The sequence below is a fragment of the Pseudomonas sp. NFIX10 genome (assembly GCF_900111955.1).
In the GTDB taxonomy this organism is placed as follows: domain Bacteria; phylum Pseudomonadota; class Gammaproteobacteria; order Pseudomonadales; family Pseudomonadaceae; genus Aquipseudomonas; species Aquipseudomonas fluorescens_AA.
Map to the genome: position 1 here is coordinate 1 of NZ_FOKH01000032.1, position 12,924 is coordinate 12,924.

Annotated in this window: 15 protein-coding genes; 8 read left to right on the forward strand and 7 right to left on the reverse strand. The window is 62.0% G+C overall.

All coding sequences use genetic code 11. The annotated features are described in order from the left end of the window. Positions 1-323: transposase (locus BM321_RS23695; RefSeq protein WP_139218366.1), on the forward strand; the 323-nt coding region annotated here is incomplete at its 5' end. Between the two features lie 51 nt (positions 324-374). On the opposite strand, the gene BM321_RS23700 is transcribed toward BM321_RS23695, so the two are convergent. The 5 genes from BM321_RS23700 to BM321_RS23720 all read right to left on the reverse strand — a co-directional run bounded on the left by BM321_RS23700 (position 375) and on the right by BM321_RS23720 (position 4,698). Then, positions 375-1,532 (reverse strand): phospholipase D-like domain-containing protein, encoded by a 1,158-nt coding sequence (locus tag BM321_RS23700; protein WP_092445117.1) that lies wholly within the window; start codon positions 1,530-1,532, stop codon positions 375-377. Between the two features lies 1 nt (position 1,533). Beyond that, the gene (locus tag BM321_RS23705) at positions 1,534-2,124 is read right to left on the reverse strand and encodes a YceI family protein (RefSeq protein ID WP_092445119.1); all 591 of its coding nucleotides are present in this window, start codon (positions 2,122-2,124) and stop codon (positions 1,534-1,536) included. A gap of 118 nt (positions 2,125-2,242) precedes the next feature. Next, complete coding sequence (locus tag BM321_RS23710; RefSeq protein WP_092445121.1) at positions 2,243-2,554, reverse strand: amidase; 312 nt, start codon at positions 2,552-2,554, stop codon at positions 2,243-2,245. Continuing rightward, entirely contained in the window at positions 2,551-3,645 is a 1,095-nt protein-coding gene (locus tag BM321_RS23715) for a serine hydrolase domain-containing protein (protein ID WP_092445123.1), read from the reverse strand. The genes BM321_RS23710 and BM321_RS23715 overlap by 4 nt, the downstream gene beginning before the upstream one ends. Before the next feature lie 180 nt (positions 3,646-3,825). Beyond that, entirely contained in the window at positions 3,826-4,698 is an 873-nt protein-coding gene (locus BM321_RS23720) for an acyl-CoA dehydrogenase family protein (RefSeq protein WP_092445125.1), read from the reverse strand. 146 nt (positions 4,699-4,844) lie between these two features. Between BM321_RS23720 and olsB the strand changes: the two genes are divergently transcribed. Continuing rightward, positions 4,845-5,600: an L-ornithine N(alpha)-acyltransferase gene (gene olsB / locus BM321_RS23725; protein ID WP_092204386.1), complete on the forward strand. Its 756-nt coding sequence runs from the start codon at positions 4,845-4,847 to the stop codon at positions 5,598-5,600. Beyond that, positions 5,600-6,391, forward strand: coding sequence for a lysophospholipid acyltransferase family protein (locus BM321_RS23730; RefSeq protein WP_092445128.1), 792 nt, complete (start codon positions 5,600-5,602; stop codon positions 6,389-6,391). The genes olsB and BM321_RS23730 overlap by 1 nt, the downstream gene beginning before the upstream one ends. Positions 6,392-6,504: 113 nt before the next feature. On the opposite strand, the gene BM321_RS23735 is transcribed toward BM321_RS23730, so the two are convergent. After that, positions 6,505-7,089, reverse strand: coding sequence for an acyl carrier protein phosphodiesterase (locus BM321_RS23735; protein ID WP_092255063.1), 585 nt, complete (start codon positions 7,087-7,089; stop codon positions 6,505-6,507). Positions 7,090-7,246: 157 nt separating this feature from the next. Between BM321_RS23735 and BM321_RS23740 the strand changes: the two genes are divergently transcribed. The 4 genes from BM321_RS23740 to BM321_RS23755 all read left to right on the forward strand — a co-directional run bounded on the left by BM321_RS23740 (position 7,247) and on the right by BM321_RS23755 (position 10,654). Continuing rightward, positions 7,247-7,549, forward strand: coding sequence for an ArsR/SmtB family transcription factor (locus BM321_RS23740; RefSeq protein ID WP_003198672.1), 303 nt, complete (start codon positions 7,247-7,249; stop codon positions 7,547-7,549). Positions 7,550-7,566: 17 nt separating this feature from the next. Continuing rightward, entirely contained in the window at positions 7,567-8,733 is a 1,167-nt protein-coding gene (locus tag BM321_RS23745) for an MFS transporter (protein WP_092445130.1), read from the forward strand. 34 nt (positions 8,734-8,767) lie between these two features. Further along, entirely contained in the window at positions 8,768-9,817 is a 1,050-nt protein-coding gene (locus tag BM321_RS23750; RefSeq protein WP_092445133.1) for an alkene reductase, read from the forward strand. Positions 9,818-10,138: 321 nt separating this feature from the next. After that, positions 10,139-10,654 carry a hypothetical protein gene (locus tag BM321_RS23755; protein WP_092445135.1) on the forward strand — a complete coding sequence of 172 codons (516 nt, stop codon included), beginning with the start codon at positions 10,139-10,141 and terminating at the stop codon, positions 10,652-10,654. Positions 10,655-10,867: 213 nt separating this feature from the next. Here the strand turns inward: BM321_RS23755 and BM321_RS23760 are convergent, their stop codons facing one another. Continuing rightward, a complete protein-coding gene (locus BM321_RS23760; RefSeq protein ID WP_060738814.1) occupies positions 10,868-11,500 on the reverse strand; it encodes a TetR family transcriptional regulator in 633 nt (210 codons plus the stop codon). A gap of 265 nt (positions 11,501-11,765) precedes the next feature. Between BM321_RS23760 and BM321_RS23765 the strand changes: the two genes are divergently transcribed. Further along, complete coding sequence (locus tag BM321_RS23765) at positions 11,766-12,923, forward strand: efflux RND transporter periplasmic adaptor subunit (protein WP_092445138.1); 1,158 nt, start codon at positions 11,766-11,768, stop codon at positions 12,921-12,923. Position 12,924 lies beyond the last annotated feature (1 nt).

Genomic DNA, 12,924 nt, shown 5'->3' on the forward strand with positions numbered 1-12,924 from the left:
TGCTCACGTCGTTTCAGCGTGGGGATTTCAGAAATGCCGATGCCTTCATCGCTTTTCTGGGCCTAGACCTGCGTATATCGGACTCAGGGAAAAAGAAGGGACGCCGCTGCCTGTCTAAGCGAGGTGACCCAGAGGCCCGTCGATTGATGCATAACGCCGCGATGTCGGCGAGGCGCACAGCGGCATGGAAGGGTTTTTATGAGGCACTAAGGGCCCGGGGACTCAGCACAACCGAAGCATTAGTAGCACTGGCCCGCAAGCTTGCCCGAGTGGTATTCGCCCTGCTGAAGAATCAGAGCGAATACTTACCGAAAGGCATTTAGGGGGTAGCCCTGCACCATAGAATCTCCCACAGTTGTATCTGGGTGCTCGAGCTAACCGCGCCGATCCAACAGATTCACCACCACCCGATCCACCAACCCCCACACCCGCTGCTTGAACCGCTTCCACAGCGGTCGGCGCTGCCAGGCGTCGAGGCTGACTTGCAGGCTCTGGGCGAAATCCCGTTCGAAACTGGCCGCCACGGCGCTGCTGAGCCTGGAATCCAAGGCTTCCAGATTGGCTTCCAGGTTGAAGCGCAGGTTCCAGTGATCGAAATTGCAGGAGCCGATGCTGACCCAATCATCCACCAACACCATCTTCAGGTGCAGGAAACACGGCTGGTACTCGAAAATCTGCACGCCGGCCCTGAGCAATCGCGGGTAGTAACGGTGCCCGGCGTAGCGCACGGACGGGTGATCCGTGCGCGGGCCGGTCAGCAGCAGGCGCACGTCGATGCCCCGGGCGGCGGCCTTGCGCAAGGAGCGGCGCACGTTCCAGGTCGGCAGGAAATACGGCGTCGCCATCCAGATGCGCTTCTGGCCGCTGTTCAATGCCCGGGACAGCGACTGCAGGATGTCGCGGTGCTGGCGGGCGTCGGCATACGCCACCCGGCCCATGCCCTCGCCCGCTGGCGGGACGCGGGGCAGGCGCGGCAGGCCGAAGTTGGACGCCGGTTTCCAGGCTCGACGATGTCGGTTGGCGAGCCATTGGCGGTCGAACAGCAACTGCCAGTCGAGCACCAGCGGGCCGACGATTTCCACCATCACCTCATGCCAGTCACTGTGGTCGTCGAGAGGGTTCCAGAATTCATCGGTCACCCCGGTGCCACCGACCACGGCCAGGCGTTGGTCCACCAAGAGCAGCTTGCGGTGATCCCGATAAAGGTTGCGCACCCAGCGGCGCCAGCTCAGGCGATTGTAGAAACGCAACTCCACCCCGGCCTCGGTCAGGCGTTTACGCAGGGCCAGGGTAAACGCCAGGCTGCCATAGTCATCGAACAGGCAGCGCACGCGAACGCCCCGCTCGGCGGCCTGCACCAGTGCCTGGACCATCGCCTCGGCGCAGGCCCCCGCCTCCACCAGATACAGCTCCAGCTCGACCTGCTCCTGGGCACGGGCGATTTCCACCAGCATGCGTGGGAAGAACTGTGGGCCGTCGATCAACAGCTCGAAGCGATTGCCTTCACGCCAGGGAAAGACCGGGCCGCTCATGTCAGCGCGCCGTGAAGATCAGCACCGCATTCACCGGCACCGACAGACTGATGGCCGACAGCCCGGCCAGGTGGCGCAGCTTTTCCAGGCCCGGCGCCAGATCGAAATCCGCCGCGTTGAGCACCACCGGCTCCAAGGTCACCACTTGGAAGCGGCGTTCATCCAGGCGCGTCGCCAGCAGTTCGACGGGGTACTCATGCTGCTTGCCGTGCAGGTTCACCGTCAGCGGCAGGCGCAACTCCAACTGCGCGCCGTTGGCCAGGTCCTGGATCGGCGCCAGGTCGATCTTGGCGGTAACGGTGGCTTCGGCGAATTGCTTGATCTGGAACAACTCGGCGCGCATGCGCTCGTCCCGCAGGGGAATGCCGCTGTTGATGGATTCCAGCTCCACTTCCAGGCGCGCCAAGCCGTCGGGCTGGACTTGGCCGTGCAGCACCAGGAAACGCTGGACCTCGGAAACGTTGCCGTTTTTGCTGCTGATAAACGACAACCGCGACGACTCGCCGTCCAGGTACCAGTCGGCCTGGGCCGGCAGCGCTGCGCAGGCCAGCAGCAAGCTGGCGACCGCGTGAGGGGAAAACCGCTTGAACATACACACTCGGGGGGCAGATAAACCTGTGGCGAACCTTAACCGGGCCGAGGGCGCTTGCAAACAGTCTGTTTCAACAACTGTACCTGCTCGCCACAACAGCGGTCGTTGCAGGCCAATCTCAAGGCTCCAGCCGACACCCCTGCCGCTCCCCCAACCATTGCGCACTGTGGCTGCGCCCCAATCCACTGACGGTGACGCGCTTGGCTTCAGGGGTTTCGAGAAAATCGCGGGTGGGCACTGACTGCTTCACATAACCCCGACAATACTCGACCGGTTGCTGCATCACATAGCGGCATGAGCAGTATTCCTTGGCGGTGTAGGCACTGATGATGTCGGGGAAGGCCCGCAATGCCACCCGCTCCAGCCAGACCCAACTGAACAGGGCAATAAGTAGCGCCGACAGCAAGGTCAGCAAGATTTTGCGCCTCATGGCTGCCCCTTCCCGACGAACGCCGCCATGGCACGCTTGAGCAGTTCGTTATGGCGATAGCTCCCGTCGCGGTCGTCGCCGTAGCGCACGATCACCAGTCTGGCGCTGGGGATGACGTACAGCGCCTGGCCCCAATGGCCCAGTGCGGCGAAGGTATCCGGCGGCGCATCGGGCCAGGGGTGGAGCCCCGGATCGGCGCCGCGGTTGAGCCACCAGTGCCCGCCCGGCACGGCTTCGTCCTGGCCGGCCTGGAAGTGCACGAACGGTTCGCGGCTGAACGCGACCCAATCCTTGGGGATCAGTTGCCGTTCGCCCCAGCGGCCGTCCCGTTGCATCAACAACCCGACACGCGCCAGGTCCCGCGCCGTGAGGTAGGCATAGGACGATCCCACGAACGTGCCGCTGGCGTCGGTTTCCCAAGTCGCGTGGCGGATGCCCAGGGGCTCGAACAGGGCCGTCCAGGGATAATCGGGATAACGTGCCGCACCGACGATGTTTTTCAGGGCCGCCGCCAACAGGTTGCTGTCACCGCTGGAATAACGAAACGCCTGCCCCGGGGGGCTGAAGCTTTCATGCCGCGCGGTAAACGCCGCCATGTCATGACGCCCGCGGGTATAGAGCATCGCCACCACCGAGGACTTGAGCGGCGCGTATTCGTAGTCCTCCTGCCAGTCCAGGCCAGACGCCCAGTGGAAAAGATCGGCCAGGGTCAGGCCCGGATGCCGGTTCAAGGGTGGGTAGTACTTGGCTGCCGGATCGTCCAGGGCAAAGCGCTGTTCACCGTAGGCCACGCCGAACACCGTCGCCAGCAGGCTTTTGCTGATGGACCAGGTCAGGTGTGGGGTCTGGGCGGTGGTCGGTCCGGCGTAGCGTTCATAGACCAGTCGACCGTCCTGGATCACCAGCAGCGCATCGGTGCGGATGCCCTCACGGCTGGCATCGTCCCGGAGCGGGAAGGCGTAGTGTTCCAAGGCTTCGATGGCCGGCCCGCTCGGGGTCGGGCCGCTTGGCCATTGCTCGCCGGGCCAGTCTTCGGCCTGGACGCTCAGGTTGAGTATCAGCAGCGGGATCAGGAACCAGCCTTTGGACATGCTTGGGGCTCGCAGGGTTTAACCTTCAGAGCCTATGCAGACTTGATGACAATTTGAGTTTGTATGCCCCCTGTGGGAGCGAGCTTGCTCGCGATAGCGCCGGATCAGCAACAGTGATGTTGGCTGACACGCCGCCATCGCGAGCAAGCTCGCTCCCACAAGGGATGGTCGTCTGGAGGGCTATCCCAACGCCTTGGCCAACCGCTTGGCCCGGGCCCCCGCCGCAAGGTCCATCACACTTTTATCCCGCGTCCACATCTCGCGCCAGGCCGCGGGCCCGGCAGCCAGGGCAGCGTCGAGTTCGCCGTCGAGCCCTTGGAACTGGGCGAACAACCCGCCCAGCAGCACATGCCCGGCAGGGCTGGAAGGGTTGTGGCGACTCACCTCCGCGCAGCCGGCCAGCAACGCCAGCAGGCGCAGTTGCAACACCTGAGGCCAGGCACATTCCTGCCCGACGCCATACAACCAGGCCGTCATCGCGCTGAGAACATAGAGGTCTTCCAGGGTGCGGAACGGTTTGACGTAGGCGTCCCAGCCATCACCGGCCAGCAACTCGCACAGCGCGCCTTCGAGCCGCACGCGGCCATGGCTGATGTCCGGCATCAGGCCCATGGCGGGGAGTTTTTCCAAGGTCACGCCGGGCTCGCCCGCATAGGCCACGGCCAGGTTCAGCCGTGGCGTTTCGCCGGGCGCTTCGCTGCGAGCGGCAATCAATAGCCACTCGGCGGCGTCGCCAGCGGTGACGAAATCCTTGCGCCCGCTCAGGCGCAAGTCGTCGAGGCGGGTTTGCATGTCCGCCGGACGCAGGCTGCGTTGTTCGGTGGCGCACAGGGCGCCAAGGCTCTGGGGCGCGCTCGGCCAAAGCACCCGCAGCGCCGCCTGGTACCCCACCAGGAACGCCAGCCCCGGCGTGGCCATCGACCGAGCCCCGACCACGGCCAACTCGAACGGCGTCACCGGCCCCAGGCGTTGCAGCAACGCGGCATAACCTTCAGCCAGGTTCGGATAAGTGGGCAGGCGCTCGCCACGTTCGATCAGGGTGTGCCAGGGCATGAGAGGGGCTCCTTGAAGGCTGTCATATAAGCATCACCAAAGCTTCATGGCGATGACACCGGGGCTACATAGCCTGACTTTGCACAACATGGCTGCATAAAGAAAGTCGACAGGCTGCAACTGAACAGCCCGCACGGAGATTCGCTATGACCCAGATCGCCCGCATCAGCGACACCGGCAATGAACGCCGCCTGCAAGCCGAACGCCTGATCGGCGCCCACGCCTTGCAAGAAGCCCAGGCCCTGCGCTTCAACGTCTTCAGCGGCGAATTCAACGCCAAGCTCAAAGGCGCGGAAGTGGGTCTGGACATGGATGACTATGATGTTCACTGCGCCCACATCGGCGTACGCGACCTGAACACTGGCCGCCTCGTGGCGACCACGCGCCTGCTCGACCACCAGGCCGCCAGCAGCCTGGGCCGGTTCTACAGCGAAGAAGAATTCAGCCTCCACGGCCTGGTCCATCTCAAGGGCCCGATCCTGGAAATCGGCCGTACCTGCGTCGACCCAGCCTACCGCAACGGCGGCACCATCGCGGTGCTCTGGGGCGAACTGGCCGAAGTCTTGAACGAAGGCGGCTACAGCTACCTGATGGGCTGCGCGAGCATTCCGATGCAGGATGGCGGCATCCAGGCCCAGGCAATCATGCAGCGCCTGCGCGAACGCTACCTGTGCACCGAACACCTGCAAGCCGTGCCGAAAAAACCATTGCCGACCCTGGACGTGCCGTCCAACGTGATCGCCGAAATGCCACCGCTGCTCAAGGCCTACATGCGCCTGGGCGCGAAGATTTGCGGCGAGCCGTGCTGGGACGAGGACTTCCAGGTGGCCGATGTGTTCATCCTGCTCAAGCGCGACGAACTCTGCCCGCGCTACGCCCGCCACTTCAAGGCAGCCGTGTAATGAGCCGGTTACGGGTGTACGCGCGTATCGCGCGAGTCTTGCTGGTGGTGACCCTGGGCCTGAGCATGGCCAGCGTGTTCGGCCTGTTCGAACGCCTGGGGGTTGCCAACTCCATGGTCCGCCGCCAGCGCTGGTCGCGGTTCTTCATGGCGCGGCTGAGCCACGCCCTGCCCTTTTCAGTCACCGTCCATGGTCAACTGCCGCAACGGCCGATGCTGTGGGTCAGTAACCATGTGTCCTGGACCGACATCCCGTTGCTGGGCATGCTCACGCCGATGTCATTCCTGTCCAAGGCCGAAGTGCGCACCTGGCCGGTGGCCGGATGGCTGGCCGCCAAGGCCGGTAGCCTGTTTATCCGGCGCGGGTCGGGTGACAGCCAACTGATCCGCAAACAAATGAGCCGCCACCTGGAACAGGCCCATCCGCTGCTGATGTTCCCGGAAGGCACCACCACCGATGGCCGATCCCTGCGTACCTTCCACGGTCGCTTGTTGTCGGCGGCCATCGATGCCGATGTCGCATTGCAGCCGGTGGCGATCCGTTACCTGCGCAACGGTGAGCCGGATTCGTTGGCACCGTTCATTGGCGATGATGATCTGCTGTCGCACCTGATGCGCCTGTTCGCCCATGATCGGGGCGACGTGCATATTCACCTGCTGCAACCCATCGCCTGCCACGGCCAGGAACGCGCGGCCCTGGCATTCCAGGCGCAACAGGCGGTGCACAAGGCGTTGTTCGGGACGATTCCCGAGAAACAGCAAGCGCCGATGCGGCCTGCCATCGCGGCTTGAACCGGATCTTGTGGAGATCCCTTGTGGGAGCGAGCTTGCTCGCGATAGCGGCTTAATATTCAGCAAATGAGCTGGCTGATAGACCGCTATCGCGAGCAAGCTCGCTCCCACAATTAGATCTGCGGCGTGACTTGGTTTTGGGCAAAATCCTGAAGCTGAGGGTAGAACAAGCCGAAGTCTTCGCTCAGCGGCTCATAAAGCTCGATCAACTCCGCCATCGCCCCGGCCAGTTCCTCGGGTCGGGACAGGCGGCGGGAAATGCCGCGCAGTACCTGACCCAGCACGTCGAATTCCCGATAAGACCCCAGCCAGTCATCCGCCGCCATATACGGCGCGATCTGTGCCAGGCGCCCTGGCAACTGCGGTTCGGTGCGCAGTACCTGGTAGACACGGGACGTGAAATCCACCAGCGGTCCTTCGCCGTACAACGCCCAGTCCCGGGCCAGGCAGTGGTCGAAAAACACGTCGAGCACGATCCCGGCATAGCGCCGTCGCACCGTGGAAAAACGCGACAGGGCAATGTCCACCAAGGGATGGCGGTCGGTGTACATGTCGATGCGCCGATGCAGGGCAATCGCCGCTTCGATCTGCGGATCGTACTGCCCTTGCAACGGCCCTTTGACGAAGTCGCCGTAGAGGCTGCCGAGCAGTTGTTCCCGGCCAGGGCCGCCGAGGTGCAGGTGCGCGAGATAATTCATGGCCCGCAGCTTAGCACCCCTGCGCCCATATCGTTATAACCCGATATAGCGATTTGTTCGGCATTCAGATCAAATCCATATTGGTGTATCGCGAAATAACGATTTAAGGTTCGCTCTATCGCGATATAGCGTTTTACTCACCCTGAGCTTGCCACCCATGACCCTCGACCTCGACGAAATAATAAAAGCCCTGGCGCACCCAGTACGGCGAGACATCCTCAACTGGCTCAAAGACCCCAAGGTCCAGTTCCCCGAGCAGTTGCACAACCACGAGTTCGGCATTTGCGCCGGGCAGATCGACCAGCGTTGCGGCCTGTCGCAATCCACGGTGTCTGCGCACTTGGCGGTGTTGCAACGGGCGGGGCTGATCACCAGCCAGAAGGTCGGTCAATGGCACTTCTTCAAACGCAACGAGGAAGTGATCCAGCAGTTCCTTAAGCAAATGAGCCAAGAGCTCTGACCCGACAAGGACCCATCATGCCCCTCTCACTCCTGATCCTGGCCCTGAGCGCCTTCGCCATCGGCACCACCGAGTTCGTCATCATGGGCCTGTTGCCCGATGTGGCGGCCGACCTGGGCGTGTCGATTCCCGGCGCCGGCTGGCTGGTGACCGGCTACGCCCTGGGCGTGGCCATCGGTGCACCGTTCATGGCCCTGGCCACCGCCCGGCTGCCCCGCAAGGCCGCCCTGGTGGTGTTGATGGGGATTTTCATCGTCGGCAACCTGCTCTGCGCCATCGCTAGCGACTACAACGTGCTGATGTTCGCCCGGGTCGTCACCGCCCTGTGCCACGGCGCGTTCTTCGGTATCGGTTCGGTGGTGGCCGCCGGACTGGTGGCGCCCAACAAGCGCGCCTCGGCCGTGGCCCTGATGTTCACCGGCCTGACCCTGGCCAACGTGCTCGGCGTACCGCTGGGCACCGCACTGGGCCAGGAAGCCGGCTGGCGCTCGACCTTCTGGGCCGTGACCGTCATCGGTGTGATTGCCCTGATCGGCCTGATCCGCTTCCTGCCGGCCAAGCGCGATGAAGAGAAACTCGACATGCGCTCGGAACTGGTAGCGCTCAAAGGCGCCGGCCTGTGGCTGTCCCTGAGCATGACCGCGTTGTTCTCCGCCTCGGTGTTCACCCTGTTCACCTACGTCGCCCCGTTGCTGGGCGAAGTGACCGGCGTGTCGCCCCGTGGCGTGACCTGGACCCTGGTGCTGATCGGCCTGGGCCTGACCCTGGGCAACATCATCGGCGGCAAGCTGGCGGACAAGAGCCTGGCGAACACCCTGATGGGCGTCTTCCTCACCATGGCCGTGGTGTCCACCGTACTGAGCTGGACCAGCGTGGCGCTGATCCCCAGTGAAATCACCCTGTTCCTCTGGGCCACCGCCTGCTTCGCTGCCGTGCCGGCCCTGCAAGTCAACGTGGTGACCTTTGGCAAAGATGCACCCAACCTGGTGTCCACCCTGAACATCGGCGCCTTCAATATCGGCAACGCCCTGGGCGCCTGGGTCGGCGGCAGCGTCATCGACCATGGCCTGGGCCTGACCTCCGTGCCCCTGGCCGCCGGCGCGCTGGCCGTACTGGCGCTGCTGGTCACCCTGATCACTTTCCGCCAGGGCGGCAATGCCGACCTGGCCCCGGCCACTCATTGACTTTTAATCCTTCCACTTTCGAGGTTTTATCTTCATGGCGACTATTTTCGACCCCATCAAACTCGGCGACATCGAGCTGAAGAACCGCATCATCATGGCTCCACTCACCCGCTGCCGCGCCGACGCAGGCCGCGTCCCCAACGCGTTGATGGCCGAGTACTACGTGCAACGCGCCTCCGCCGGCCTGATCCTCAGCGAAGCCACTTCCGTCACGCCGATGGGCGTGGGCTACCCGGACACCCCGGGCATCTGGTCCAACGACCAAGTGCGCGGCTGGGCCAATATCACCAAGGCGATCCACGGCGCTGGCGGCAAGATCTTCCTGCAACTGTGGCACGTGGGCCGGATCTCCCATCCGTCGTACCTCAATGGCGAAACCCCGGTGGCGCCCAGCGCGATCCAGCCCAAGGGCCACGTGAGCCTGGTCCGTCCGCTGGCCGACTACCCGACGCCGCGCGCACTGGAAACCGCTGAAATCGCCGACATTGTCGACGCCTACCGTGTCGGTGCCGAGAATGCCAAGGCCGCGGGTTTCGACGGTGTGGAAATCCATGGCGCCAACGGCTACCTGCTCGACCAGTTCCTGCAAAGCAGCACCAACCAGCGCACCGACCAGTACGGCGGTTCCCTGGAAAACCGTGCCCGCCTGTTGCTGGAAGTGACCGACGCAGCCATTGAAGTCTGGGGCGCCGGCCGAGTGGGCGTGCACCTGGCACCACGGGCCGACGCCCATGACATGGGCGACGAAAACCGTCTGGAGACGTTCAGCTACGTGGCCCGTGAACTGGGCAAGCGCGACATCGCCTTCATCTGCTCCCGTGAGAAGGAAGGCGATGACAGCATCGGTCCGCAACTCAAGCAAGCCTTCGGCGGCCCGTACATCATCAACGAACGCTTCACCAAGGACAGCGCCAACGCCTGGCTGGCAGCTGGCAAGGCTGACGCGGTCGCCTTCGGGGTTCCGTTCATTGCCAACCCGGACTTGCCGGCACGCCTGAAGGCCAATGCGCCGTTGAACGAGCCGCATCCTGAAACGTTCTATGGGAAAGGCCCAGTGGGGTACATTGATTACCCCGTGATGTAAGCTCGCACCAGCCGCTTTATAAAAAAGCCCCGACTCGAAAGAGCCGGGGCTTTTTTATACCTGCAGAACTTCAACCACACTCAGTCATCGCGAACAGCAACATTAAATAACAAGGCAACTTTCATCTGGCATGGATTCAATCACGCAACGGCGCTAATAATAACGCTCGAACGCACCACTCACTTAAACAAAGGATTGAAACTTACAGCTCATTCAACCCCATACTAAGAACTTGAACACTCCGGCAACACCAACTAACCAAACACCATCAGTTTGCAGGCGAACGCCAGCGAGCCGTGTATTTATGAGAGATGCCTCACCATGAACATCCTGAAAAACTTCATTATCGCCCTCCTGCTGGGCCCCGCCATGGTTGCCCACAGCCAGGCCAATACCGAAGTAACCGTGGAGATTGCCAACAACACCCGCGGCACAATGAAAATGAACAACCTGCTAACCGACCCACCCCAGGCCGAGGATTTTTCCTTGAGCGCCCATGACATCGATCCGAAATCAACTTATAGATTCCATATCGAGCACTTCAGGGATTACACCTATCCCGGACCTGGCTGGCGCCCGACATTAAAAAAAGTCAAACCTGTCGAACTGGTCCTTAATTATGAAATGAGCCATTTCAACTTTGAATGTCAAATGCACACCCGCTTGCAAGTCTCCATCGTGCCTGGCGCTTTGGAACCCAGCTATAAGCCGACGTGGAAGAGCAACACGACTTACACCGGCAATGGCGAATACACGTGCCGCTCGGAAATTTCCCGGAAGATGCTTGAGCCACCCTTCAATTACACCGTTCGCCTCATTATCGAACCAGGTCGGTGAGCCTGCGGCCCCGCCAAGACGTTGACATGAGCCTGCGGTTCTCCCGCAAGCTGACTCCGTGGGATCGGGAGCCGACGGAGTCACTGCCGGTCACGAAACAAATCCCCTACAAAATTTGTTCATGATTGCCTTTCAACCACGACAGCATTCAGTTTATAAAAGCTATTTTGAACACTTGTCACGAAACAAGCTGAAGCAATTACTCATTTTGTTTCATTTGCGCAGGCTAGGGCTCAGGCGCAGCATGTCCAGCCCGATATCCACCCAGCGCTCAGCCTCACCGGCCAGGGGGAAGCTATCGGGGGCCAGCAGCCACTGATAAAGAATACCGTCGACATAGGCATGCAGGGCAATCGCCGCCCTTTCCGGCTCCAGGTCCGCCGGTAGCTGGCCGCGATTCATCGCATTGCGCAACGACAAGGCAATACGCACATTACAGTCGAGACTGACTTGGCGCCGCTGCTGGCGCAGGTCGCACATTTCATCGGTGAATTCACACTTATGGAACAGAATCTCATTAATGCGTCGGGTCTTCGGGTCCAGGGCAACTTGTTGAAACAATTGCACCAGCAGCTTGCGCGTACAGCCCAGCGGGTCAAGCTCCTCTTCATTCTCACTGGCGCGGGCCAAGTCATCGAGCGGCTCATGCAAGGTATCGAGCATGGCCTGGAGCAGGTCCGCCTTGTTGCTGAAATGCCAATAGATGGCACCGCGCGTCACGCCGGCCAGCGTCGCGATATCCGCCAGAGTGGTGCGGGCCACGCCTCGCTCGAAGAACGCCTTTTCGGCCGCTTCGACTATCTGGCTGCGAGTCTCCTGGGCTTCCTCTTTGGTACGACGGACCATGGCAGTAAACACCTCAATCAGGATTGCGTCAGCAATGCGTAAGAATCAGCAGAACAGAATATGGGGCGACGTCGCTTGAAGCGCGCCCCCGATCTACCCGTGCCCTTTGTCAGGCTTTTGTAAATCCGGATATTACGCAATTTGGCTGTTTACAAACAACCGTGTACGTAAGTATATTTCTTAGCATCCTACTAATTGAATTACTGCTGTTTTTTACCTTCCACCTTCGAGTGCGCCCCTTGCGCGCCTGGACCCGAGGATTTCCATGCAATTTAAGCCAGCTGTTACTGCTCTGGTTACCGCCATCGCCCTGGCATCGCTGCTCAGCGGATGCAAAAAGGAAGAGGCTGCCCCGGCAGCGCCCCCTCCTCAGGTCGGCGTCGTAACCCTCAAGACCCAGCCCTTCACCTTGACCTCGGAACTGCCGGGCCGCACCAGCGCGTTCCGCGTCGCCGAAGTACGGCCACAGGTCAACGGCATCATTCTCAAGCGCCTGTTCAAGGAAGGCGCCGACGTCAAGGCCGGCCAGCAGCTGTACCAGATCGACCCTGCGGTCTACGAAGCGACCCTCAAGAGCGCCGAGGCCAACCTGCGCTCCACCAAGTCGATTGCCGACCGCTACAAGCAGTTGGTGGATGAACAGGCGGTGAGCCGTCAGGAATACGATACCGCCGTGGCCAATCGCCTGGAATCGGAAGCCAACCTGCAAACCGCCCAGATCAACGTGCGCTACACCAAGGTCTACGCACCGATTTCCGGTCGCATCGGCCGCTCCTCGGTCACCGAGGGTGCGCTGGTGAGCAACGGCCAGACTGATGCCCTGGCAACCATTCAGCAACTGGACCCGATCTATGTCGACGTGACGCAGAGCTCGGTCGAGCTGCTGCAACTGCGCCGCGAACTGGAAAGCGGCCGTTTGCAAAAGGCCGGCGAGAACGCGGCCATGGTCAAGCTGACCCTGGAAGACGGCAGCCAGTATCCGCACGAAGGCAAGTTGGAATTCTCTGAAGTGTCGGTTGACCAGACCACCGGCTCCGTGACCTTGCGCGCCGTGTTCCCCAACCCTGACCACACCCTGCTGCCGGGCATGTTCGTCCACGCGCAATTGCAGGCCGGTGTGAACAGCGCGGCGATCCTGGCACCGCAGCAAGGTGTGACCCGCGACCTCAAGGGCACCCCAACCGCCCTGGTGGTGGGCGCGGACAACAAGGTCGAGCTGCGCCAGCTCAAGGCCAGCCGCACCGTCGGCAGCCAGTGGCTGATCGAAGACGGGCTCAAGGCCGGCGATCGCCTGATCACCGAAGGGTTGCAGTACGTACGGCCAGGCGTGGAAGTCAAGGCCACCGAAGCCACCAACGTTGGCACCAAGAACCCGGCCCCCGCACAGGCAGCTGATAAAGCCGCCGGCGGCAAAGGGGAGTAAA